The 24,615-nt window shown below is 42.1% G+C and carries 18 protein-coding genes; 13 read left to right on the top strand and 5 right to left on the bottom strand.

Annotation, left to right across the window (positions count from 1 at the left end; translation table 11 throughout):
• The first annotated feature begins 4 nt into the window (after positions 1–4).
• The 7 genes from walK to rlmH all read left to right on the top strand — a co-directional run bounded on the left by walK (position 5) and on the right by rlmH (position 7,194).
• A complete protein-coding gene (walK, locus tag RRV45_RS21885) occupies positions 5–1,837 on the top strand; it encodes a cell wall metabolism sensor histidine kinase WalK (protein WP_315666755.1) in 1,833 nt (610 codons plus the stop codon).
• Complete coding sequence (locus RRV45_RS21880; RefSeq protein ID WP_315666754.1) at positions 1,834–3,156, top strand: YycH family regulatory protein; 1,323 nt, start codon at positions 1,834–1,836, stop codon at positions 3,154–3,156. The genes walK and RRV45_RS21880 overlap by 4 nt, the downstream gene beginning before the upstream one ends.
• On the top strand, positions 3,143–3,946 hold the full coding sequence (locus RRV45_RS21875) for a two-component system regulatory protein YycI (protein ID WP_315666753.1): 804 nt from the start codon (positions 3,143–3,145) through the stop codon (positions 3,944–3,946). The genes RRV45_RS21880 and RRV45_RS21875 overlap by 14 nt, the downstream gene beginning before the upstream one ends.
• A gap of 6 nt (positions 3,947–3,952) precedes the next feature.
• Positions 3,953–4,741 carry an MBL fold metallo-hydrolase gene (locus RRV45_RS21870; RefSeq protein ID WP_315666752.1) on the top strand — a complete coding sequence of 263 codons (789 nt, stop codon included), beginning with the start codon at positions 3,953–3,955 and terminating at the stop codon, positions 4,739–4,741.
• Between the two features lie 245 nt (positions 4,742–4,986).
• Entirely contained in the window at positions 4,987–6,225 is a 1,239-nt protein-coding gene (locus RRV45_RS21865) for a S1C family serine protease (protein WP_315666751.1), read from the top strand.
• Positions 6,226–6,448: 223 nt separating this feature from the next.
• A complete protein-coding gene (locus RRV45_RS21860; RefSeq protein WP_410489319.1) occupies positions 6,449–6,634 on the top strand; it encodes a CxxH/CxxC protein in 186 nt (61 codons plus the stop codon).
• A gap of 80 nt (positions 6,635–6,714) precedes the next feature.
• Complete coding sequence (gene rlmH / locus RRV45_RS21855; protein WP_315666750.1) at positions 6,715–7,194, top strand: 23S rRNA (pseudouridine(1915)-N(3))-methyltransferase RlmH; 480 nt, start codon at positions 6,715–6,717, stop codon at positions 7,192–7,194.
• Positions 7,195–7,436: 242 nt separating this feature from the next.
• Here the strand turns inward: rlmH and RRV45_RS21850 are convergent, their stop codons facing one another.
• Complete coding sequence (locus RRV45_RS21850) at positions 7,437–8,267, bottom strand: restriction endonuclease (protein ID WP_315666749.1); 831 nt, start codon at positions 8,265–8,267, stop codon at positions 7,437–7,439.
• Positions 8,257–9,702 carry an AIPR family protein gene (locus RRV45_RS21845; RefSeq protein WP_315666748.1) on the bottom strand — a complete coding sequence of 482 codons (1,446 nt, stop codon included), beginning with the start codon at positions 9,700–9,702 and terminating at the stop codon, positions 8,257–8,259. The genes RRV45_RS21850 and RRV45_RS21845 overlap by 11 nt, the downstream gene beginning before the upstream one ends.
• A gap of 387 nt (positions 9,703–10,089) precedes the next feature.
• Between RRV45_RS21845 and RRV45_RS21840 the strand changes: the two genes are divergently transcribed.
• Positions 10,090–12,537: a beta-glucosidase gene (locus tag RRV45_RS21840; protein ID WP_315666747.1), complete on the top strand. Its 2,448-nt coding sequence runs from the start codon at positions 10,090–10,092 to the stop codon at positions 12,535–12,537.
• Positions 12,538–12,718: 181 nt separating this feature from the next.
• Here RRV45_RS21840 and RRV45_RS22180 read toward each other — a convergent pair whose 3' ends face one another.
• A complete protein-coding gene (locus RRV45_RS22180) occupies positions 12,719–12,826 on the bottom strand; it encodes a hypothetical protein (RefSeq protein ID WP_410489318.1) in 108 nt (35 codons plus the stop codon).
• A 283-nt stretch (positions 12,827–13,109) separates the two neighbouring features.
• Here RRV45_RS22180 and RRV45_RS21830 point away from each other — a divergent pair, with 283 nt between their 5' ends.
• On the top strand, positions 13,110–14,558 hold the full coding sequence (locus RRV45_RS21830) for a DEAD/DEAH box helicase (RefSeq protein ID WP_315666745.1): 1,449 nt from the start codon (positions 13,110–13,112) through the stop codon (positions 14,556–14,558).
• 382 nt (positions 14,559–14,940) lie between these two features.
• On the opposite strand, the gene RRV45_RS21825 is transcribed toward RRV45_RS21830, so the two are convergent.
• On the bottom strand, positions 14,941–15,432 hold the full coding sequence (locus RRV45_RS21825) for a staygreen family protein (protein WP_315666744.1): 492 nt from the start codon (positions 15,430–15,432) through the stop codon (positions 14,941–14,943).
• A gap of 568 nt (positions 15,433–16,000) precedes the next feature.
• On the opposite strand from RRV45_RS21825, the gene RRV45_RS21820 reads away from it, so the two are divergent.
• The 3 genes from RRV45_RS21820 (at position 16,001) to RRV45_RS21810 (ending at position 21,857) form a co-directional block, all read left to right on the top strand.
• The gene (locus RRV45_RS21820) at positions 16,001–18,490 is read left to right on the top strand and encodes a beta-glucosidase (protein ID WP_315666743.1); all 2,490 of its coding nucleotides are present in this window, start codon (positions 16,001–16,003) and stop codon (positions 18,488–18,490) included.
• 216 nt (positions 18,491–18,706) lie between these two features.
• Entirely contained in the window at positions 18,707–20,215 is a 1,509-nt protein-coding gene (locus RRV45_RS21815; RefSeq protein WP_315666742.1) for a right-handed parallel beta-helix repeat-containing protein, read from the top strand.
• A 394-nt stretch (positions 20,216–20,609) separates the two neighbouring features.
• Positions 20,610–21,857, top strand: a complete 1,248-nt coding sequence (locus RRV45_RS21810; protein ID WP_315666741.1) for a TerD family protein — start codon at positions 20,610–20,612, stop codon at positions 21,855–21,857.
• A 136-nt stretch (positions 21,858–21,993) separates the two neighbouring features.
• Here RRV45_RS21810 and RRV45_RS21805 read toward each other — a convergent pair whose 3' ends face one another.
• Positions 21,994–22,650: a hypothetical protein gene (locus tag RRV45_RS21805; RefSeq protein ID WP_315666740.1), complete on the bottom strand. Its 657-nt coding sequence runs from the start codon at positions 22,648–22,650 to the stop codon at positions 21,994–21,996.
• A gap of 437 nt (positions 22,651–23,087) precedes the next feature.
• Here RRV45_RS21805 and RRV45_RS21800 point away from each other — a divergent pair, with 437 nt between their 5' ends.
• On the top strand, positions 23,088–24,533 hold the full coding sequence (locus tag RRV45_RS21800) for an HD-GYP domain-containing protein (protein ID WP_315666739.1): 1,446 nt from the start codon (positions 23,088–23,090) through the stop codon (positions 24,531–24,533).
• The last annotated feature ends 82 nt before the right edge of the window (positions 24,534–24,615 follow it).

The raw sequence follows: 24,615 nt of genomic DNA, 5'->3' as shown, positions 1-24,615 counted from the left end.
GACATTGAAAAAGGTAGGCTTTTTTCGTTCTATTCATCTTAAGTTTGTCATCATCTACGTGTTACTCATATTGATTGCTATGCAAATTATTGGCGTCTACTTTGTTAGACAATTGGAATTTACGCTTAAGGATAATTTTAAAACAACCATCCAAGACCGTGTGAATCTGCTTGCTTATTATCTGGAGGAGCAGATGACGAAGGAGCGATTGCCTGATGAAGAGGGTCCGACCCTAGAGGAAGATGTTTACCGGCTTCTAAGAGATTATTACTCGGAAGACGTTACTGAGGTTAGGGTTATTGAAGGGGATACTTTAAAGATTCTTGGAACCTCTGACCCTGATAACCAAGGGGTTGTCGGACAAAGAACAACTGATACATTAACAAGAATGACGCTTGCCACCTCACAGCAGGCAAGTGAGGATCTTATTGATAAACAAACTGGCAATCGTATCTGGGTTTTAGTTACACCGATTAAGCATAATGGCGAGGTAAGAGGAGCCATCTACCTTGTTGGAAAAATAGAAAATGTATTTGAGCAGATGCGGCAAATTAACAGTATCTTCATTTCCGGTACAGCCATTGCCCTTGCGATTACAGCAATTTTGGGTGTCCTTCTAGCTCAAACTATTACAAGGCCAATGTCAGATATGAGAAGACAAGCTCTTGCTATGGCGAAGGGGAACTTCTCCCGAAAAGTTAAAATCTATGGCAATGATGAAATTGGCCAGCTAGCCATGACCTTTAACAATTTAACGAAAAAATTGCAGGAAGCACAGGCTACAACGGAAGGGGAAAGGCGAAAGCTTTCATCTGTCCTTTCCCATATGACAGACGGAGTGATTGCGACAGATCGAAAAGGAAGAGTCATTTTAATCAATGAGCCAGCTGCCGACATGCTGAATGTTTCACGTGAAACAGTTTTATCGATGCCGATTGTTTCACTTCTTGGCCTTGAGGAAGATTATACATTTGAAGAATTGCTATCTGAACGGGATTCGATCATTTTGGACTATAGCAAGCCTTCAAACACCTTAATCCTAAGGGCAAGTGTTTCTGTCATTCAGAAGGAAACAGGATTTGTAAATGGACTCATTACTGTTCTCCATGATATTACCGAGCAGGAAAAAATTGATATGGAGCGCCGGGAATTTGTTGCAAATGTTTCGCATGAACTGAGAACGCCACTCACAACAATGAGAAGTTATTTAGAGGCCTTGGCGGAAGGAGCTTGGCAGGATGAAGAAATTGCTCCGAAATTCTTAGATGTGACTCAAACGGAGACAGAGCGAATGATTCGCCTTGTAAATGATCTCCTTCAGCTTTCGAAAATGGACAGCCGGGATTACCGTCTGAAGAAGGAATGGATTGACGTTATTAGGTTCTACAACCGAATTATCGACCGTTTTGAATTATCGAAACAACAGAATGTTACATTTGAAAGAAAGCTCCCCGACCATTCAGCATTCGTTGAAATGGATGGAGACAAGCTAACGCAGGTCATTGATAACATCATTTCGAATGCCCTTAAATACTCCCCAGAAGGTGGAAAAGTAACCTTCAAGCTAGAGGAACAGAATGAATTTGTCGTTATAAGTGTTTCTGACGAGGGAGTAGGGATACCGAAGGGAAATATTAATAAGATATTTGAACGATTTTACCGGGTGGATAAGGCTAGAACGAGAAAACTTGGGGGCACTGGACTAGGTCTTGCAATCGCTAAAGAAATGGTAGAAGCGCACGGCGGGGAAATATGGGCGACAAGTAAGGAAGGGAAAGGTACAACCATTTCGTTCAGCCTGCCATATGATCGCACTGAAGAGGATGATTGGGAATGACATATGAAAATATTAAATCGCTCATATTAGTCATTTTAGTATGCTTTAGTGTGCTTTTAACATGGAGCATCTGGACTTATCAGCCCAATTTAGAAACGATGGAAAAAACAAAAACGGTTCAAGAAGTCGCGATCAGTGAGAAAAAGGATGCGGAAGAAATTGTTAAGCCAGACAGAGTGATCTACCATTACTCGAAGGATAAGCATTTTGGGACGACTGAAGCAGCTGAGATTGATAAGATTGTCACTGAATTAAGCAGGTGGAATTTTACAGATTTTATGAATGTCTCTAGTGAAGTAAAGAATTCCCCATCATTCATTCATAATTCTGGTAATGCCGTCATTCTTTTTCCGGACACAATTCCGATTGATTTTTACCGGACAATTATTGATATGAAGGAAAAGAAGATCCCAAACTTTTATTTTGACCGAATTGTTATTGATACTGAGGGAATCCAAAAGGATCAGGGGTTTGTCTATTTCATTTCGACAGAAAGGGAAGAGGCTTACCGTAGCCAAGTGCCAGCTTCCTTCGTGCAAAGTTTTTATAATGGCTTTTTTAATAATGCGGAATATAGCCTTCATTATACTAAGTACTTTCCGTTTAAGAGCTCTAGCAACCGGGTCATTTACCTGCCTGAGGATGCGCCCAAAATGCTTCAATACCAGTTCTTATCGACCCCATTAGAGTCAGAAAAATTTAAGAACGCTTTGTTTAAGGATCCTACTGTTGTCACGAAGAGCTATCAGCAATCTGGTGAGGAATACACAAATGGCTCAAGCTTAATGCGTGTGAATAACGATCGAAACACTCTTTCATATGTGAACCCAGTAGGAGGCAGCGAAAGCCAATTGACGTCAAGAAGCCTTCTGAAAAGGAGTATTGATTTTGTCAATGAGCATGGGGGCTGGACCGATAATTACCGCTTTGTTGAAATGGACGAAACGAGCCGCCAGGTACTGTTCCGTATTTATGATGACAAAGGATATCCTATTTTTAGTGAGGGCAGCGGGATTTCAGAAATTAACCAAACATGGGGCCAAAGTGAAATTTATAAATATTTCAGGAATAACTTTTTAATTGGACTCCTAATGGATTCTACGGAAACCAGCCTTCCATCAGGCCAGGAGGTCATTGAGTTATTGGAATCGAAAGGTTTGGAACGGGCTAATGTACAGGATATTATCCTTGGCTATGCGATGAAAAAGGATGCAAGACTCGTGTATTTAGAGCCCAGCTGGTTCTATAAATATAATGGCTCCTGGAATCAGTTATCCATGGATGAGACAATAGGAGGGGCTAATCGTGGATTGGAGTAGAATCAAAACCATTTTCATATTAACCTTCCTTGTCTTGGATATCTATTTAATGTATGAGTTTTTTAAGCTAAAGGATTCCAGCCAGTATGAGTATAGTGTAGAAACTTCCTTTGAAAAACGTTTAAAAGCAGATGAAATTGAGTATGTGGAACTTCCGAAGAACTATGTGAAAGATACGTATTTAAGTGCAAAGCCAAAAAACTTCAATATTGATGCAATTGAATCATTAGAGAAAACGAAGCTAAAGGGACTGGGGCTGCAGGTAAACACTGGAACTGTGCTAAAATTTGTCCTTGATAAGCCATTCGAGCTAAGCGATGAATTTGATACGGCTGAAATAAATTCATTTATCAAAAGTAATGTTTTATTTGGGGACCAGTATCGTTTTTGGAAGAAAGAAGGAAATGCAATTACGTATTACCAGCAATTCGATGATAAGGTTTTCTATCATAATATGAGTGGCGAGCTAACCATTTATTTAAATGAAGAGAATGATATTGTTACCTACAATCAAACAATGCTGGAGGATATTGAGGAGCTTTCAGAGGAACAGAAGATTATCCAGCCTTTGAAGGCGATTGAAACGCTATATGAAAATGGTTCTTTAAGGCCAAAGAGTAAGATTACAAAAGTGGAGCTTGGCTATTTCACCTTTGTGCAAACAAGCACGTCACAGGTGCTGACTCCTGCATGGCGGTTTGTGATCAATGATAAAGAAGATGTATTTGTTCACGCCTTTGAGGGGCAGATCATCCAATTAAACAACGAAGATAAAAATATAGTGGAGTGAGAGAATATGCGATTCAGCGTACTCGCGAGTGGAAGTACGGGGAATGCAATCTTTGTCGAGACTGAGGATCATTCGTTTCTTGTCGATGCGGGCTTGAGCGGAAAGCAAATGGAAGCCTTGTTTCAAAAGATTGACCGGGATATGGGGAAGCTCTCTGGCATCTTAGTGACGCATGAACATAGTGATCATATTAAAGGTGTCGGGATACTCGCAAGAAAGTATAAATTACCTATCTATGCCAATGAAAAAACATGGAATGCGATGGATGGATTAATTGGACAAGTCCCTGTAGAGCAGAAGTTTACTTTTTCCATGGAGACTGTTAAATCATTTGGCTCGTTAGATATTGAGTCCTTTGGTGTTTCACATGATGCTGCAGATCCGATGTTCTATGTGTTCCATCATTCAGGGAAAAAACTCGTTTTGATTACGGACACAGGATATGTCAGTGATCGGATGAAGGGGCTTATATCGAACGCGGACGCTTATGTGTTTGAAAGCAATCACGATGTCCAAATGCTGCGAATGGGCCGCTATCCATGGAGTATTAAAAGGCGAATTCTCAGCGATGTTGGACATGTATCCAATGAGGATGCGGCGATTGCGATGAGTGAAGTGGCCGGTGATCGGACAAAGCGCTTTTACCTGGCACACTTAAGCCAAGATAATAATATTAAGGAACTAGCAAGAATGTCAGTATCACAGACGCTTGAAAGCAGAGGCATTATTGTAGGAGAGCAGTTTGAGCTTTATGATACAGATCCAAAGACGCCGACAGCACTGACGGCAGTGTAAAAGTTTATTAGGAATGAGGAGCCTTTTTTGATGGCCTTTCATTCCTTTTTTTTATTGTTAAAAATTTGGTTCTAACTTATGAACAAAGTCGTAAGATTGCTTATTTGGCCAGTGTTTCAATAGATTCTCAAAAAGGTGTGAGTATAATAATAATTAAGGTGGAAGAATAGAATTTAGCACTTATATTTAACTACCTTTTGTATAGTACTAAGTTTCTAAATGAAAAAAGAAAGGAATGGTCCGGTGTGGGTTACTATGATCAAGATTATCAAAACCAGTATAAGAAGCAAAAGGGAAATAGGGGCGGTTATTTTCTAGCGAGCCTTGTTGGAGCAATTCTAGGTGCCATTCTTGTGATTATTGCCATCCCGAAATTTGCTGAGTTGAATGTTTTGCCTTATTCTATACAGCCAGACGAGCAGTTAGAAGAGAGTGCTGCCAATAATAATAACGCAAATATTCCTACTGAAAATGTTTCTCTGAATGTGGTTTCAGACGTAACGAAAGCGGTAGATAAAGCAGGTGATGCGGTTGTTGGAGTATCCAATATTCAATCAACAAGCTTCTGGAATGAAGGCGCAAACGGCGGAAATGTAGAAGAGCCCGCGGGGACAGGATCAGGCGTCATTTATAAAAAGGCCGGAAATAAAGCTTTTGTTGTCACGAATCATCATGTAGTGGAGGATGCTAGTAAGATAGAGGTTACGCTAGCAGATGGGACGAAAATTCCAGCTGAGCTCCGAGGAAGTGATATTTGGACGGATCTTGCTGTTCTGGAAATTGATGCGAAGGACGTGAAAGCCATTGCCGAGTTCGGAAATTCCGATACTTTAAAAGCGGGAGAACCGGTAATCGCCATTGGAAATCCACTTGGTCCAACCTTCTCAGGTTCAGTGACACAAGGAATTATCTCTGGATTAGAGCGGACAATACCAGTGGATATTAACAGAGATGGAGTCATTGACTGGAATGCGGAAGTATTGCAAACAGATGCAGCGATCAACCCTGGTAACAGTGGTGGGGCTTTAGTCAATATTAAAGGTCAGGTTATTGGAATCAACTCGATGAAAATTGCTCAGAGCGCGGTTGAAGGAATTGGCTTAGCCATCCCAATCAATTCTGCACTTCCGATTATTAATGATCTTGAAAAATTCGGCGATGTCAAAAGACCATACATGGGTGTAGATTTAAAATCCGTTAACGAAATCCCATCCTACTATCAGCAGGAGGCATTAAAGCTGCCAAGAGATGTAAATTATGGCGTTGCTTTAAGACAGGTAGTGCCAAACTCACCAGCAGCACAAGCGGGATTACAAGAGCTTGATGTCATTGTTGAAATGGATGGGGAACAAATTAAAGATGTTGTAGACCTTCGAAAGCACCTTTACAATAAAAAGAAAGTCGGCGACCAAATGAAAGTGAAATTCTACCGCGATGGAAAGCTTCAGGAAGTAACGGTGAAATTGAGCGGGGAAACGTTTTAAATAAGTGAATAGGAAATGAGACAGGGGAGCGAATGGAGCTCTCCTGTTTTTTTGAATTTGAATGGAAAAGGCTTAAACTGTGAATAACTTTTTGCAGAACTGGCTATATAAAAAATGTGGGTGCTTTCACATTTGTTTTTGTTTTGTTAAGATGAAATGTGGATAACTGAAAAACGGTGTGGATTTTAAATTATCCACAATACAATTTTAGAAACTAGGTGGAATGAGCATGAAAGAAAACGAGCAAATCATATACAGCTGTGACGAACATGTTGATATAGCAATAGATACAATCGTTGATGAGTATGAGACCTTTCCGATGTTAATGAAAATTTCAGACGATGAAAAGTTATCAACACCCTGTGAATATTGTCGAAATCAGGCAATATATCTTGTGGCGAACGAATGATCCCACACAATATGTGGATAGAAAATGTGGATATGTGGATAACTCTTGTGGATATCTTGTTTGTAAAGTGAGGATGACTTGTGAATATCTCAATAATTACCGTTGGAAAATTAAAAGAGAAGTATTTAAAACAGGGGATCGATGAATATCTAAAGCGATTATCTGCTTATGCCAAAATGGATATTATTGAAGTTCCAGATGAAAAGGCACCAGAAGAGTTGAGTGACACTGAAATGCTGCAGGTGAAGCAAAAGGAAGGCGAGCGGATTCTGGCCAAAATTAATCCGGATGCCCATGTGATTGCTCTTGCAATTGAAGGGAAAATGAAATCATCTGAGGAGCTGGCTGATACGTTAGACAAGCTTGCTACATATGGAAAGAGTAAGGTCGCGTTTGTAATTGGCGGATCGCTTGGGCTGAGTGAGGATGTGTTGAAGCGGGCTGATGAAAAATTGAGTTTTTCGAAGATGACATTTCCGCATCAGTTGATGAGGCTGATTTTGGTGGAGCAGGTTTATCGGGCTTTTCGGATAAATCGGGGGGAACCGTACCATAAATAGAGGCGGTTTTTTAGAATTTGTAAAGCTCCTTAATTAGATGTGTGTTGGCTATATGGGTGGAATAGACGAAGTGATTTGGTTTCCATAGCCCGAATTTTAGTGCTTGTCACCACTAATTCCATGACCTTTTATGGGAACTACATCGACAATATTTGAGGAGTGATAGGCATGTTAATAGTTGATTATAGAATGTTTTTATTAAAAATATACCTGCCAAAATTTTATTTGGCAGGTAGTTCGTTCTATTCGAAAGTTACTAAGACAGGTGATATTAGAAAATCTAAATTATGTTTAGGTTCTAATCCAATTCTGAACTCAATTATCAAATCAACTAGTTGGTTTCCATTTAATAAAATGATTCCATGTTCTTTCGCCTTTTCAATTGCTTTATTGGTAAAAGTTGATGTTGTAACAAAATAAGAGCCATTTTTATGACTTTGATGCATAGAACCAATAAAATCCCTAATATCGTTTACACTAATTAGAATACTTTCCTCATAGCATTTTGCTTGAACTGGCATAGCACCTTGTTTTAATCGTGTCCTATAAAGATAACCATCTATTCCACCGTCACCACTTTTTTTTGTTACTTCACCAAACGGTGCTTCGCCTGAAACTATAAGTATATTAATAACAAATTCTTCAAATTTATATTCATTCATACTTATCAGAAGGTGCTTAATATACTTTTTAAGATTTGTTAAGTAAGTGCTGTAGGCTTCATTAAGATCATTTAAAGACTCAACATGTTTTTTTTCAAATGGATTACCTTTAGGTAAAGCGTAATCTTCAAGATTTTCTAAATAAGAAATATTCCATAGGCTTTGATAGGCAGAATCTGGTCTATCTAAAAGAAGGAGACCAATCTCAGTTAGAACAAATATCCCATTGGACAAAGTTTTGATTGCCCTTTTTTCAATACATTTTTCTAGAATTGGGCTAATATCATAATCTTCAATTTCATAATCAAAATCCGCTTTAAGTTTATCTAGTAATAAATCTTTAGTGAAACTTCCATTATTTACAGTGTTAAGTGTTGATAACAAAATTTCACTAAAAAAATTATTTATCATTTTTATTGTTTCCCTCTATAAAGCTTTTTGTTTGGTCTATAGTCATTAAACAATAATTCCAATGTTCATTACTCTTAGCAACTTTATCAGGAGTTTCTTCACGAGCTTTAGTAACTACATAACTAACTAATGGTTGAACAATTTCTTCTAATTCTTGATGATTATTTGGATCAAAACCGTTAATCCATTCGTATTGTCCGTCATCTTTTTTCATAACTAACATTCGTAAAGAGCCAATAATTGGCTGAATTAAACCGCCAGGCACATCATACTTCATCCCATTCTCATCAATAAGATTGCCATTAGAAAATGTAGTAATATTTCGATAAGAGTCGAATAGAACCTTTTTATCAGATTTAGAAAAACTAATTAGAGCATAATTTCCACCACCTGTAGAATTGCCCGAGCCTACTTTATTGTATATTTCCGGGATATTTTTCTCCAAATAACTATATATACTGAAAATGTCAGGAATTATTTGTTCCATTTTAACATATTCAGAATCACGCTCTTCTTCAGCTGCAGTCTCAATTTCAGTAACGTATGATTTTATAATTTGCTCTGCACCAGAGGCCCATTTCATTTGTGGAATTGAAGGGCGCCTGCTAAATTTAGATAGTGTTGAATACTTTGGGTTTTTTTCCAAATTAAATAAATCTAATAAACGAATAATATTCTCCACAGGAATCATTTTTAAGCCTTCTTCATGCTTTTCGAATTGTTTATAAGCTACTCTATCATGGAAGGGTAATTCAGATATTAGTTCTTTTAAGATATCAAAACCACCCTGTAAGTTTACAATTGATCTTGATAAAACTTGGGCTGAGGTATTCCGTGCTTCCGCAAGCCGAGAAACACCATGGAAATTAACTGTAATTTCAAAGCGAACATATGCATCAAGGAAGTCTTCATTTTTTTTAATATTCATAACGGTATCCTTAATGATTTTATAAGTATGTCCCCCATCAATATTACCTTCATTTTCTTTATCCATAATAATTTCAATTACATTGGGAATTACTTCATCCTCACCAATGAAAATAACATTATCTATAAATTTTATTTTATGAGCAACTAGCACAATTCCTCTATTTAATAAGTAAAAAGACTTATTATGTGGTCTTTCATCTTCAGCTATGTCAGTATTTTTAAGACTTCGAGCTATTCTACGGGATGGTGTAGATTTTATATTCTGTTCACGAGGATTTTTCTTCATTGGTATTAGGGTATCGTCTCCAAGACCTAACTCCATTACGTGTATAAAAGCGGAATAAATTAATGGATACTTCCATTCCTCTACTTTCGGCATTACACCGTATTTTAATAAGTGCTCGTGTAAATAGTGGGGGTCAAACATTACTGTAGTTTGGTCATTTCTCAGTCTAAGTATAAAATCCTTTTCAGTTTCTTCAAATCTCTTTAAAACAACTGGCATTGCTAAAACCTCCCCTTATCGAATTCCCTACTTCCTAGTTTAAACATTAATGGATATTTTTAAAAGTCAAAATACTTTAAATAGATGGTAGAAAATAAAAAAGGATTGATTCCCCTCTTAATCTAATCCACATAAAATCGACCTACCAACTTATATTCCTTATCGAACTTGGGCTAGTGTCTTCTTGAGTTTACTTTTTTTAAAATAATGAGCCAAAACTGCTGCTTAAATAGGTAAGGTGAACCGTACCATAAATAAATGAGGTTTCTTAAGAGTAGTCATTGAAGACTACTATGACACGACACGAATAGACAAAAAGTTATTAGGGGGATACTAAGATGAAATGCATTGTTTCAATAGACAACTAGATGTAAGGGAGATTTTAAGATGAAAAGAATGATTCCAATTTTATTGACATCAATACTCTTCATATCTACGTTAGTAATGCCTACTAATGCGATGATCGTTAGAGCGGAAGGGACCAAGCCCTGGATGAACACCAAGCTCTCTGCTGAGGAGCGCACCAAGCTGCTTCTCGATGCGATGACGATGGAACAGAAGATCCAGCAAATTGCCATCTCACGCTTCAATGAGAACGACAAAGGTGAGACGGTGGTCATCAAAAGGGGCGGTAGTAACAAGTATATGAGCGGCGTATTCCCACCTCAGGGTACCCTGCCCGGGTGTGAGTTTCAGGACACCGGCCGGCAGATCCGTGGAATCGAGGAACTGGGTATCCCCACAGTCCGCATGACCAACGGTGGTACGGGTGTGAAGGGCGGATCGTGTGGCAATGACCCAGTTGCGACGGGCCTGCCGTCCACCGTGGCTATGGCCGCGACCTTCAACCGAGCGCTGAACTATGAGGCCGGTCGAATCCTCGGCGCGGAGACACGTGCCTTCGCGCATCATGTGATGCTGGGACCGGGCATGAACCTCGTGCGCCACCCGTACAATGGCCGGAACTATGAGTACTTCAGTGAGGACCCATACCTGACTGGTACTCTGGCGACCGAGCAGGTCAAGGGCATCCAAAAACAGGGTGTCCAGGCCCAACTCAAGCATCTAGCTGGCAACGAGCAGGAAACCGAGCGGTGGACGATGGGTGTCCAGGCTCCCTCAAAGGCAATGAATGAGCTGTACATGCTCCCATTCGAGATGACCGTCAAGAATGCTGACCCAGCCTCCGTGATGTGCTCATTCCCGGATGTCAACGGCACTTATGCCTGTGACAGTTCTGAATTGCTTCAAGATGCTCTGCGGCGTAACTGGGGCTTCGACGGTTGGGTCATGAGTGACCGTCGCGCGATTCACGACACGGTCGCTGCCATCAAGGCGGGTACGAATGTCGAGCTCGACTGGGCACCACAATACTACACTCAAGAGAAGATCAAGATGGCCCTCGACTCGGGTCAGGTGACAGAGAACGACATTGACAATCTACTTCGTCCACGGTATATCAAAATGATTGAGTACGGTCACATGGATGAGCCTTTCAACAAGTTCCTACCGGAGATTGTCGATCTGAAGGTCAATGGCGCTAGCGCACGGATGATGGCCGAGGAAGGTTCTGTGCTATTGAAGAACAATGACGGCTTCCTGCCACTGGACGGCAAGCCGAAGTCAATCGCGCTGATCGGCGTCGAGTGGTTCGCCGGTATTGCCAAGATGTCCCCGCGCTCCGTTCGGGACGACAACGAGAACGTAGTGACCTCTTATACGGTCACGCCAAAACAGGGCCTAGAGAATGTGATCAAAGAGCTGGGCTATAGCACCACAGTGACGTACAATGATGGCCGTGACCCGATGGCTGCTGCTAAGCTTGCCGCTGAGTCCGACGTTGTGCTTCTCATGATCGGCGACAACCCGCATGAGACCAAGGACCGCGAGACACTCGGCTTCCCGCGTATCGATCTCGACAAGAACCCGGATCGAGTGGACTGGGTAGAGCAGGAGCCTCTGATCGACGCGGTTTTGAAAGCCAACGCAAAGAAAACGGTGGTAGTCTTGAAAACTTCGGGTACGGTACTCATGCCGTGGCTGGATAAGGTTCCTGCAGTCCTTCAAGCATGGTATCCGGGTATGGAGGATGGCAATGCCGTCGCCAACCTGCTATATGGAAAGGTCAATCCATCCGGCAAGTTGCCTATGACTTTCGGTGCCACCGAACGTGAGGCTGCTTTTGCGACCGAGGAGCAATTCCCTGGAACTCGTCAAAAAACCGGCAAGCCAGGTGGCCCTGGCCCGTACGGGGATGGTTCCGACCAGCTAATTGCCCAGTACAAAGAGGGCATTGAGATGGGCTACCGCTGGTACGAGGCTAATAACGTGAAGCCTGTCTTCCCATTCGGGTACGGCCTGTCGTATACGACCTTTAAGTATGGCAACCTCAAGGTGAAGAGGGTTCGCGGTGAAGGAGGTGGCCCAGGAGGATCATTGTCTGGTATTGACGTGTCCTTCACCGTCACGAACACCGGTAGAGTTGCCGGCAAAGAAACCGCCCAGGTCTATTTGACCCTGCCAAAGGAGGCGGGTCAGCCAGCCAAGCGACTCGTTAACTTCGAAAAGGTTTATCTTGAGCCCGGTGAGAGCAAGCGAGTGACTTTGCGGATTAATCAGGCTGACTCCAATCACCCGTTCTCCTACTTCATTCCGAAAGAACCGGACAACCTTGCGAACTGGGCTGACGGCAAGTGGGCTACCGCTGACGGAAAGTACGGTGTACATGTCGGCGGTTCCTCAGCAGACACCCCGTTAAAAAAGGAAGTCCCGTTGAACTTCAAACTCAGCAGGGACAAGATTAAGGACAAAGGCAAAGTAAAATCACGTCAATAGGCCCTTGGCCATGGGATGAAGTCGGCGACCCGGTAGGAGTCGTCAGGTAACCAAAAGATAGTGAGCCCGCAGGCTCGGTGAATTATGCCGAGGCCCGCAGGCTCATTGTTTTTTTCAAAGCCTTCAAGGGCGATGAATGGGACGAAAAGAGGTGGGTGCTGTTTTTGGCATTTTTAAAGGTTTATATGAACATTGAAAAAACTTTTAAACCTCTTTCCAATTCAGACCAGGTCAGTGGAGTTGTAACGGTTGCACATCGTTTGGCCCTTGGCGAATATACAACTGGCATTGTTCTCCCTCTCCATAGCTGCAAGTAATCACTCGAATCATTCGTTCATTTATTTTAAGAAACTTTCCAAAAGTAGTGTAGTTTGCTAGACAGGTAAAAAAGATATCAAGAATAAGTTTTAAACAGGGATAAATAGAACAGATAAGAGACAGGTCATTTTTTTTATTAATTCAAGCACTAACTCATTTACAAGGCGAAGTTCGCGTATAATGTAGTTTGAAAAGGGTAACAATCTTTACGAAAATAATAAGGTAAATAATCCAAAATAAAAAGAGGCTTAGTTATGTCCAAAGAAAGTTTTAACGATTATAAATTAAGTAAGGAAATAGTAAACGCGTTGGATAGCTTAGAATATAGAAACCCAACAGCCGTTCAAAGTAAGGTCATTCCTCTTGTGTTAGAGAAAATGGATCTTGTCGTGAAATCACAAACCGGAAGTGGGAAGACTGCATCATACGGGATTCCAATTTGTGAATTAATTGATTGGAAGGAAAATAAACCTCAAGCTTTAATTTTGACACCAACGAGAGAACTTGCTGTTCAAGTGAAAGAGGATTTTATAAACTTAGGCAGATATAAACGGATAAAAGCAACAGCTGTTTATGGAAAACAACCTTTTGCCATTCAAAAAACAGAATTAAAGCAAAAAACGCATGTAGTCGTTGGTACTCCAGGTCGTGTGTTAGATCATATTGAAAGAGGGACTCTGGCCTTAGATCGGATCCACTATCTTGTTATCGATGAAGCGGACGAAATGTTAAATATGGGATTTATTGAACAAGTAGAGGCCATTATCAAAGAAATACCTCGAAAACGAGTCACAATGTTATTTTCAGCTACTTTACCAGAGGAGGTTAAAAACCTCTCACTTAACTATATGAAAACACCTATTGATATTGAAATTAAGTCGACGGGACTCACGACTGATAAAATTGATCATTCTCTTTTTGAAGTGGCAGAAGACGATAAATTTTCTATGCTTAAAGATGTAACGATTGTTGAAAATTCAGATAGTTGCATCATCTTCTGTCGAACAAAAGATCGAGTAGATACTTTGTGTGATCAGTTAGTGGATTTAGGTTATAGCTGTGATCAAATCCACGGCGGCATGATACAAGAGGACCGGCTTGACGTGATGAATGACTTTAGAAGAGGGGAATTTCGTTATTTAATTGCTACGGATGTAGCCGCTAGAGGGATTGATATTGATAATATTACACATGTCATCAACTATGACCTCCCGTTAGAGAAAGAAAGCTATGTTCATCGTACGGGAAGAACAGGACGAGCAGGTCAAAAAGGGAAAGCCATCACTTTTGTTACACCATTTGAAGATCGGTTTTTAAGTGAAATTGAAGAATACATTGGTTTTGAGATTCCGAAAATTGCCGCTCCTTCAAAAGAGGAAGTTTCAGATAAGAAACCTGCCTTTGAAGCAAAAATGAATGTGGAACCAACGATTAAACAAGCAAAAAGTGAAAGATTAAACAAGCAAATCATGAAGTTGTACTTTAATGGCGGTAAGAAAAAGAAGCTTAGAGCAGTAGATTTTGTTGGAACGATTGCAAAAATTGACGGAGTATCAGTGGAGGATATTGGTATCATTACAATATTAGATAATGTTTCTTATGTTGAAATATTAGATGATAAAGGTCCGGTTGTGTTGAAAAAGATGAAAGACACAACAATAAAAGGTAAGCAGTTGAAAGTATATGAAGCTAAAAAGAAGTGAAAAGTTAGTGTTGGCAGTAACTGGGGGCAATAAGACATAGCTTGACTCTTTTCTTGTTAGTAACATTAGTTGATATCAAACTGAAAACCTCATTTAGTTACAATACGGTGAACCGTACCATAAATAGGTGCGTTTTTTTTCAATATGAGGCTAAAGGGAAAAAGAGTGAATCAAGTAGCGCTCATTGTGAACTTGTCAAAACTATGATCGGAGCCACTAGGCCACGAGTGGAATCTCGCGAATCGTAGTCTTGGCAAGACAATGGAGCAGTTTAGTATCAATGGAATTGACTGTATTCGCAACTTCCTCACTTGCCTCAGAAACCTCAGATAACATGACTACTGATCCTGAAATTTCAGTTTCAATAAGATTATTTTGATTTTTACTTTCCTTGGCTTCTTTCAAGATCTGTTCTAATAATTGTGTTATTAAATATATGGAAAGTCCCCCAACTTTCTTGTCTAGCAAACTGAGGATAGATGGACATAAAGTTAATTATGATTGAAGTTTGATCAAGATGCGGGTATACATCGAATAATAACCTATCTCCGTATCGAATAGCTGTTAAGGCAAGCGGTAATTCCCGTCTAAATATTTCATTGCGTTTTGCTGACACATTTTGGTTATATTCTCCTTGATCAATATATAAATAAACACAATAATATAAGAAACTTCCGTTCGTTTTCCATTCACCTAATACCTCATCTCTCATGGGATTAATTTTATTCCAGGCATAATGAATTCCAATTGTTAAAAATAGATCACCGGTTAAATCAGAGTGAGTTAACGTGTAACGCCTTGGTATGACAGGTCCGGTATCCGTAACACCACCCGTGTATTCGACAGATAATTTTTCAGGAATGAATTTCCTCAAGCAATCAACTCCTATTGGTTTTTAGATCATTATGCAAATTTTCATTTATTAATTCGTAAAAAGTGATAAGTAGAAAAGTTGTATTTATAAAATACTATACATGCTCCTCGGTTTTGCTTCTGGCGAACATGTCGTTTTATTCTAAGGGAGGTATCCCTATATCTTATACAAAAACCACCCCTTAAACAGTTGAGATGAACCTTACCATAAGTAAAGAGGTGATAGGAACGTGGGTATTCCATCATGCAAATAAGGGAAATACTTATTTCATTCATTACATACCACCTTCGATTGCATTTCCAAATATTATATTAAAAAATCTTATTTTATAAAAAAGTCCTTCTAACCTGTTTCAGTATATTTATAATAATGTTCATTTAAATTTATTTATTTTGTTTGTTTATTTGGAAAATCATTGATTGTTACAGTGTTTTAATGCATTTTCAGGACTTTACGATTGTTACTAACCTTGTGGTTTTTGTTAGTGATCTGTAATTAACAGTTAATACTAGTGTAATAGTTTTTCCCTATACTAATATAGTTAAATAGTTAGTAAGGGAGAGATAAGATGATAAAACGAATTAATTCAATTTTTTTGACAGCAACGATCTTCATGTCTTCATTAGTAATTCCTGCTAATGCGGAGAACGTTGGAAATGAAGGGACCAGACCTTGGATGAACACCGAGCTCTCTGCTGAGGATCGTACCGAGCTGCTTCTTGATGAGATGACGATGGAACAGAAGATCCAGCAAATCGCCATTTCACGCTTCAATGAGAACGACACCGGTGAGGCGGTTGTCATCAAAAGGGGCGGTACTAGCAAGTATATGAACGGCGAATTCGAGCCCCAGGGTACCCTGCCCGGGTGTGAGTGGCAGGACACTGGCCGGCAGATTCGCGGGATCGAGGAACTGGGTATCCCCACAATCCGCATGACCAACGGTGGTACGGGCGTGAAAGGCGGATCGTGTGGCAATGACCCGGAAGCAACGGGACTGCCATCCACCCTGGCTATGGCTGCGACCTTCGACCGCGAGTTGAACTATGAGGCCGGTCGAATCCTTGGCGAGGAGACAAGGGCCTTCGCGCATCACGTGCTGCTTGGACCGGGAATGAACCTCGTACGTCACCCGTACAATGGCCGGAACTATGAGTACTTCAGTGAGGACCCGTACCTGACGGGTACTCTGGCGACTGAGCAAGTCAAGGGCATTCAGGCCCAGGGAGTTCAGGCCCAGCTAAAGCACTTGGCCGGCAATGAGCAGGAGACCGAGCGATGGACAATGGGTGTCCAGGTTCCCTCAAAGGCCATGAACGAGTTGTACATGTTGCCGTTCGAGATGACTGTCAAGGATGCTGATCCGGCTTCCGTGATGTGCTCGTTCCCGGATGTTAACGGCACCTTTGCCTGTGACAGCTCTGAACTGCTCCAAGATGCTCTGCGGAACAAGTGGGGCTTCGATGGTTACGTCATGAGTGACCGTCGCGCGATTCACGACACGGTTGCTGCCATTAAGGCGGGGACGAATGTCGAGCTCGACTGGGCACCTCAGTACTACACCCAGGAGAAGATCCAGGAGGCCCTCGACTCAGGTCATGTGACTGAAGACGACATCGACAATTTGCTTCGTCCTCGGTACGTCAAGATGATCGAGTATGGCCACATGGATAAGCCATTTGATAAGTTCATGCCGGAAATCGTTGATCCGATGGCCAACGGCGCCAGCGCACGCAAGATGGCCGAGGAAGGGGCGGTGCTGTTAAAGAACGCTGACGGCTTCCTGCCACTGGACGGCAAACCGAAATCAATCGCACTGATCGGCGTTGAGTGGTTCGCTGGTGAGGCCAAGATGTCTCCGCGCTCCGTCCGGGACAACAACGAGAACGTTGAGGCTCCTTACACGGTAACTCCACAGGAGGGCTTAGAGAATATTATTGAGGAAATGGGCTACAATACAAAAGTAACGTACAACGATGGACGTGACCCCGAGGCTGCCGCCAAGCTGGCCGCTGAGTCCGATGTTGTACTTCTGATGGTCGGTGACAATCCGCATGAGACCGCGGACCGCGATACACTGGGCTTCCCTGCCATCGACCTTGACACGAACCCGGACCGAGAGGACTGGGTTGAGCAGGAGCCGATGATCGATGCAGTCCTTAAGGCCAACGCTGAGAACACCGCTGTGGTACTGAAGACTTCCGGTACGGTGCTCATGCCGTGGTTGGATGAGGTCCCAGCTGTCCTTTCTGCGTGGTTCCCGGGCATGGAGGATGGCAATGCCGTCGCTAACCTGCTCTACGGTAAGGTCAATCCTTCCGGCAAGCTGCCGATGACGTTCGGTGCCACTGAGCGTGAGGCCGCATTCGCGACCGAGGAGCAGTACCCTGGAACCCGTCAAGACACTGGCAAGCCAGGTGGACCGGGCCCGTACGGTAACGGTTCCGACCAACTAATTGCCAAGTACACAGAGGGCCTTGAGATGGGCTACCGCTGGTACGAGGCAAACAACATGAAGCCGGTCTTCCCATTCGGGTACGGCTTGTCTTACACGAGCTTCGAGTATGACGATCTTAAAGTCAAAAAAGTCCGTGGTGAAGGCAAAGGCAACAACGGCACGTTGTCTGGTATTGACGTGTCCTTCACGATCACGAACACAGGTGATGTTGCCGGTAAAGAAGCTGCACAAGTCTATCTGACTCTACCAGACGAGGCAGGGCAGCCGACTAAACGGTTAGTCAACTTCGAGAAGGTTTACCTTGAGCCTGGTGAGAAAGAGCGTGTGACTGTGCGTATTAACCATGAAGACTCTAACCACCCGTTCTCCTATTTCATTCCGGAAGAACCGGACAACCTTGCTAACTGGGCAGACGGCGAGTGGGCAACTGCTGACGGTAAGTACCGCGTGCATGTCGGTGGTTCATCAGCAGACACTCCATTAGAAAAGGATGTCCCGTTGAACTTCAAACACGGCAGGGACACGAAAAAGGACAACAACAAGGGCAAGGGCAAGAACAAAGGTAACGGCCAAGGCAACAACGATGGCAATAGCCAATGATAATAGCAAGGGACAGGGGATTTTAATCGTTGGACCCCCTGGCAATGGAATGATATCGGTGACCTGATAGAGTAGAGGTTTGTTAGGCATCCCGAATATAGTGAGCCCGCTGGCCTTGGCGTGAGAATCGCCAAGCTCGCGGGCTCACCCCTTTTCTCCACGCCTCCACGGGCGATAAGAGGCACTAAAAGAGACAGGAAGGATGTGAAAAGTCAGATGAAGGAATTCGTTCGGAACAGCAGGCGGGATCTTGTGCATTCGTGGTTGGTGATCCTTGGATTGGTGGTCCTCTTGACCGCATGCACCTTCGAGGAATCAGAGGAGCCGGTCGAGAGCGATGACGCCGTAGAACCTGCCCCGTCCGAGCGCGGCGACTGGCAGGTTCCCGGTTTGGTAGACCGTTCCGGTGTGCCGATCGAGGTGCCGAAACCAGGTCCGGCCACAGGCAGGACCCTGGACGTCACCGACTTCGGGGCAGATCCGGATCCGGACTCAAAAGACGATGCAACAGCCATCCGAGCGGCCTTGGACGCGGCTGAACCAGGTGACGAGGTCGTACTGCCGGCCGGCACATATGACCTGCGCTCCACTGACCCGACCGACAAGTCGGCGAACATCGTGTTGCGCAGTGGTGTAGACCTGCGCGGTGAGGGGCAGGAGCGGACTGTGCTGCTAACCTCCCTCGATGGCGAGGATGACAGCCGGGTGATCCGCGGTTCCGGCGTCCACGATGTCATTGTCGGTGACTTCACCATTACCTCACGTCATGAGGGTCCACTCGGCGATGACCCCGAAGACAGCGATGCGGGTGGCGGCCCGATGTACGGGATCTACCTCGGAGCCCGCGAAGGGAAGGTCAGCTCCCGGGTCCTTGTGGAGAACCTTAACATCCGCAGGTTCGAGCGCCACGGGATCTCCGTCAAGGCAAGCCGTGAAGTGACCCTCTCTGGAAACAACGTAAGTGAAGCAACTGCCGTTGGCCCTGGGGGACAGGGCTACGGCATCGCTATCGAGGGCTCAGCGGACCAGCACGACCCGGATGCCACCAACGATTCCAGGCACAATGTCGTCATCGGCAATACATTCGATGGCAGGCATCTGCGGCACGCCATTCTGCTGCAGTTTCCCACGCACAACAATCTCGTGGCGGAGAATACCATCATCGGCAGCCACCTCGATGCCATCGACCTGCACGGCGAGGGTGAGTATCTGAACGAGATCCGGGACAACACGGTTATCGGCGGGCATCGGGCAGGCATCGCGCTGGGAAATTCCGGCGGTTCCAAGAACAAGCACGATGCCTCAGGACCTGGAAACTGGGTGCACTCCAACGATCTGATTGGAAACCGTCAGGGAATCCTCGTCATCCTGGGAACTCCTGACACCCTTATCGAGAACAACAGGATCACCGCCAGGGAGGATTCGAAGGCTGGCATCGAGATTCGCAATGCGCCAGGCACGGAGTTGCTCGGTAACCACATAACTGGAGGGACTGACGGGTTCTGGGCCATCCGGCTCAGTGAGGACCGCGGTGCTGACGGGCGGGGCACAGGAATCCCCTCAGGCATCAGGATCGAGAGCAACGTCATTAGACAGGCCGCCAACGGCATTAGAATCGATGCCGGGGAAGACCTCAGAATGGTCGAAAACATCATCGATGACATCGACGGAGCGGAGCTGAGGGTAGCCGATGGGATCGAGGTGAAACGGTCTACCCAGCGGTAGGTAGACTGGTGCAGCATCCGGAGGTCTACTCCCAGTCGGTGTGGTAATCTAAATAAATTATTATATATTCAAATTAAATTAGTAATACGCTTAAAGTTATTTATTGTTTATTACTGATTAGTATTAGTATAAAACTAAAATATTTTAGACCGCTGAAGAGCGGTCAATCACCCTATTGGCTTGTCATAGCTTAGGGTGATTTTTTTCCATTTAATGATAAGTTTGTTTTTACTTATTGAATTAGCTATATAGACTTAAATAAAGATTGTAATAATTATGCTGCGAAAAAATTATTTGCTACACTTAAATCGTTAACAGTGAACCGTATCATAGATAAGAGCAGTTTTAATTCGAGTTAGGTAATCAATGCATAGATAAGGAAGGAATGGTTTATATGAATCAACTGCTTCAGATGGGAGCAAACACTGTTTTAAGTTCTCCAAAAGGGAATGTTATTGTTAGCTACGAAATTTCTAATTCGATAGATATATCTTTAACAGCTTTTCTTTTAACTGATTCAGACAAGGTACAAGGGGATAGCGGGATTATTTTTTATAATCAGCCAACGAGCTCTTCTGGAGTAGCTACCCTCCTACCATCTGAGAATATAGGTAATACAAAAGTACATAAAATTAATTTTGACATGAGTAAAGTCCCTGCAGGTATTACTAAAATAGCTATAACTCTTACAGAGGATAATAGCACGGGATTTTCAAATGTTAAGAATTTAAAGGCCGAGATATGTACCGATAATAATATTATCCAGTTAACCCCATCTAGCTTCAAAAATGAAAATGGAATAGTCGTATCGGAATTATATCTACGGAATGGCCAAACAAAGGCAAGATCAATCTGGCGCGGATTTGATTCCGGACTTGAAGGGTTATGTAAAAATTACGGTGTTGAGGTTGAATCGGATGAGCATAACAAGCCATCTGAACCTAAAACTATTCAAAAACAAACTCCAAAAGAACCTGATAAGACTGTAACTGTTCCAGGAAATAATAATAGTCAAAACACGATGTCAACGATAAGCCTTGAAAAGGTAAAGGGTAAGGTAAGTCTCGAAAAAGGACAAAAGCCAGTTATCATTGAAAAAACACCAGAAATTACGGCTACAGTATCTTGGAAGACTGGGACAGATTATGATATTTATGCTTTAGTCTATACAAAGGACGGTAGGCAGATAGATGTAGCTATGTTTGGAGCTGAGGGAACACCTCCCCTCTACCGCTATGGGAACGGGGCAGTGGAACATATGGGGGATATTGGGAGAGGCGGCTGGTCAACGAAGACAGAAATAATTAAATTACGATTAACAGATGATATTCTCGCAGTGGTTCCTGTGGTTTATTCTGCTCAGTCAAATGGAACAGGCTCATTCTACAGATACAAGGTATCCATGAGTATAGATAATCATAGCGGAACCTCCGTTACCATATCCTCCAAGAATGCAAATAATAATGATCGAATTTATACATGTGTGCCCGGAATCCTTCATAACACGCCAAATGGAGTTATTATAAGTCCATTAGAGCTTTATAGTAAGCCAGACTCAGAGTTTAGGCCTAAACTTAGGATGGGGTCTTCAAATATGGTAGAAGTTTTAATGGATATGGGACCAAAAAATGATTACAAGTAGACAAGAGATTTGAATCTAAAAATCCGCTAGTTTGCGGGGATCCGTACCATAAGTAAATGAAGTTTTAACTTATCCCAACTTGAATCAATGGTTGGGATTTTTATTGTTTATGAGGATACTTTTCATTCCCAGTCGTTCATCTGTATTTCTTTTTATCTTGATAAGCCTTTGTAGCAAGCAGGGCTAGCATTAATACAAATTCAGCTATATTATGTAAGGCATCCGTTTTCAAGTGGATCATTGGTGCGAGGCCCATAATCAAGGTTCCGATAAAATACCATGGCCATTTTTGCTTTATCCAGATCATAATCGATGTGATGACTAACACAATGGAGACACCAATGACCATGATGGGAGGACCTTCTCCTGCTCCAACATTTTTATAGCCTAAGACACCATACTTCATAGCAGGTACTAGAGAAATTCCCCTGACCACTGTTACGAATTCAACGATAATCAAACAAATCGTCAATAAAACAGCGAGCCATTGGACGATGCTTTTTTTTGTCCATTTTATATTTGCCTTTACTAAAGTATACCAGGCAAAGAGGACAAGCAAGGGGGTGATAAGGGCATGCAAATAGTACCGGGCTAAGTTTAATGACCTCAGTAAGTCTCCCTCTCCAATATATTTCCCCAGTGCAAGGATCCCATTATCATAGAGTAAAGCAAGAATAACCATTAGTAGTACATTTCCAATGTCAGTCCAACTGTGCCCTTTAGTCAACAGGATACCTAGTACGAATAGAAATAGATATGCGATGGTAAGTAATAAATAGATGACAGTATCCATGATCCGCTGCCTTTCTTAATAAAGATAGAAATATAAATAATAAGCCTATCTTATTGTGTAAATAAAAAACTTACTTTATTCAAAAATCTTCGAAAGAGTAGGCATGCTCGGATATATTCTCCATACACCAGTTTACTCAGATGATTCTATAAGTAAATTCGTATTTTAACTGTCGATCTTCCGTAAATAACCCATATGTATATGGAACTAACAAGAAGGTTGTTCGCAAATCAAGAAATATTGTGCTAAGCACTAAACAGCCAGACGATAAAAAGGACGAGCCAGTTAAAAGTCTTAATTAGTTACCTATATAAAACCCTAAAGGAAATCTATCAATTTTTAAAAAAGTTGATAGAATATACAAGTTAACTAAATTTTTTGTATAATATGATAATATGGGAGTGCTACAAACTCGTACAAAACTTGGAGGAAAAAAATTGAAAAACTATAGTTTTATTGGACCTTTAATAGCAGTTGCCCTACCGCTTATCATATTTGAATTATTAAGAGGCGGGCATTTGGATGATCCTTTTTTTATAATGCCTAGAGGACACTTTTATATAGTAAGTGCAGTTTCAATATTATCTACCATACTTGCTGTAGCTGTAGGAGTTGTTGGGAAAAGGCTAAGAAATATTAAGGTTAGCTTTTTAGCTTTATCCTTCATTTCCCTAGCTCTTGTGTTTGCTTTACATGGTTTATCTACACCACACTTTTTGCTCCCTGAAACACATATACCAGGTGTTGCAGCACAGTTAAGTATGTTATTAGCTACTATATGGTTATGGTTATCTTCTCTACCCTCTGATCATAAACTTGTTGAAAAACTATCACAGCGACAAAGCATGCTTGTTCCAGGTTGGATACTAGCCTTAAGTATTTTTGGTATAGTATCAATGAGTTTTCCAAATATCATGCATTTCATTCCATTACATGTAAAGCCTCTTAATTGGTTTGTTACTGCTATCGTCTTACTATTAAATATAATTACGATTACTCGATATTATCAAACTTATAGATTTTCACGGTTCCCCCTTCAGATATCGATTGTCTATAGTGCAGGCTGGTTTATTGTATCCCAGCTTATCATGGTTTTGGGAGAGATATGGAGACTAAGTTGGTGGATGTATCATTTTCTATTATTAGCATCAATGATTGTTATGCTTATTGGGTTAATGAAGCAGTATGTAGTGAGGGGGAGTTTTGCAGGTGCTATCCGTGCCTTATTTACAAACGATCCATTTGAAAGAATGACAAATAGTGCTTCGCCAAGTGTTAAAGCTCTAATAGTTACTACAGAAAAAAAAGATACATATACAATGGGCCATACTTTTAGAGTAACCATGTATGCATTGAAGCTAGGAGAAGAACTTCAATTAAAACCAGAACAATTAAGGGCAATAGCTCAGGGAGCACTAGTTCATGATGTAGGGAAAATAAGTATCCCAGATTCAATTATCAATAAGCCAGGTAAACTATCAAGTGAGGAAAGAGAAATTATAGAGACGCATCCAGTGAAAGGCTACGAAATGTGCAGAGCCCTTGGTTTTATGAAAGATGAGCTCAGTATCATACGTTCTCATCATGAAAAATGGGATGGCAGCGGTTATCCTGACAAGCTTCAAGGGGAGGAAATAGGGCTTTTAGCTAGAATTGCAGCTGTTGCGGATGTATATGATGCTCTTACTTCTGAGAGATCCTACCGAAAAGCATGGACCCATAACGAAGCCGTAAAGTATTTAATTGAGCAAAAAGGCATACACTTTGACCCAAAATGTGTAGATGCATGGGTACACTTGTGTGAACGAAACCCAGCTGTTTATCAATATCCATCTAGTACAATAAATAATGATACGACTGGTACATTGATTTCGTCATTTTAAATTTCTTTTAGAAAACAGCCTTTAGATAAAACTTCATTTATAGAGGCAATAGTACTGTAAAATAAGATCAACCTATGGCCTT

Origin of the sequence: Bacillus sp. DTU_2020_1000418_1_SI_GHA_SEK_038 (genome assembly GCF_032341175.1) — a bacterium.
Lineage (GTDB): Bacteria > Bacillota > Bacilli > Bacillales > Cytobacillaceae > Cytobacillus.
Note: the sequence above shows the minus strand (reverse complement) of the source record. Positions and strands in the feature narration are given on the sequence as shown.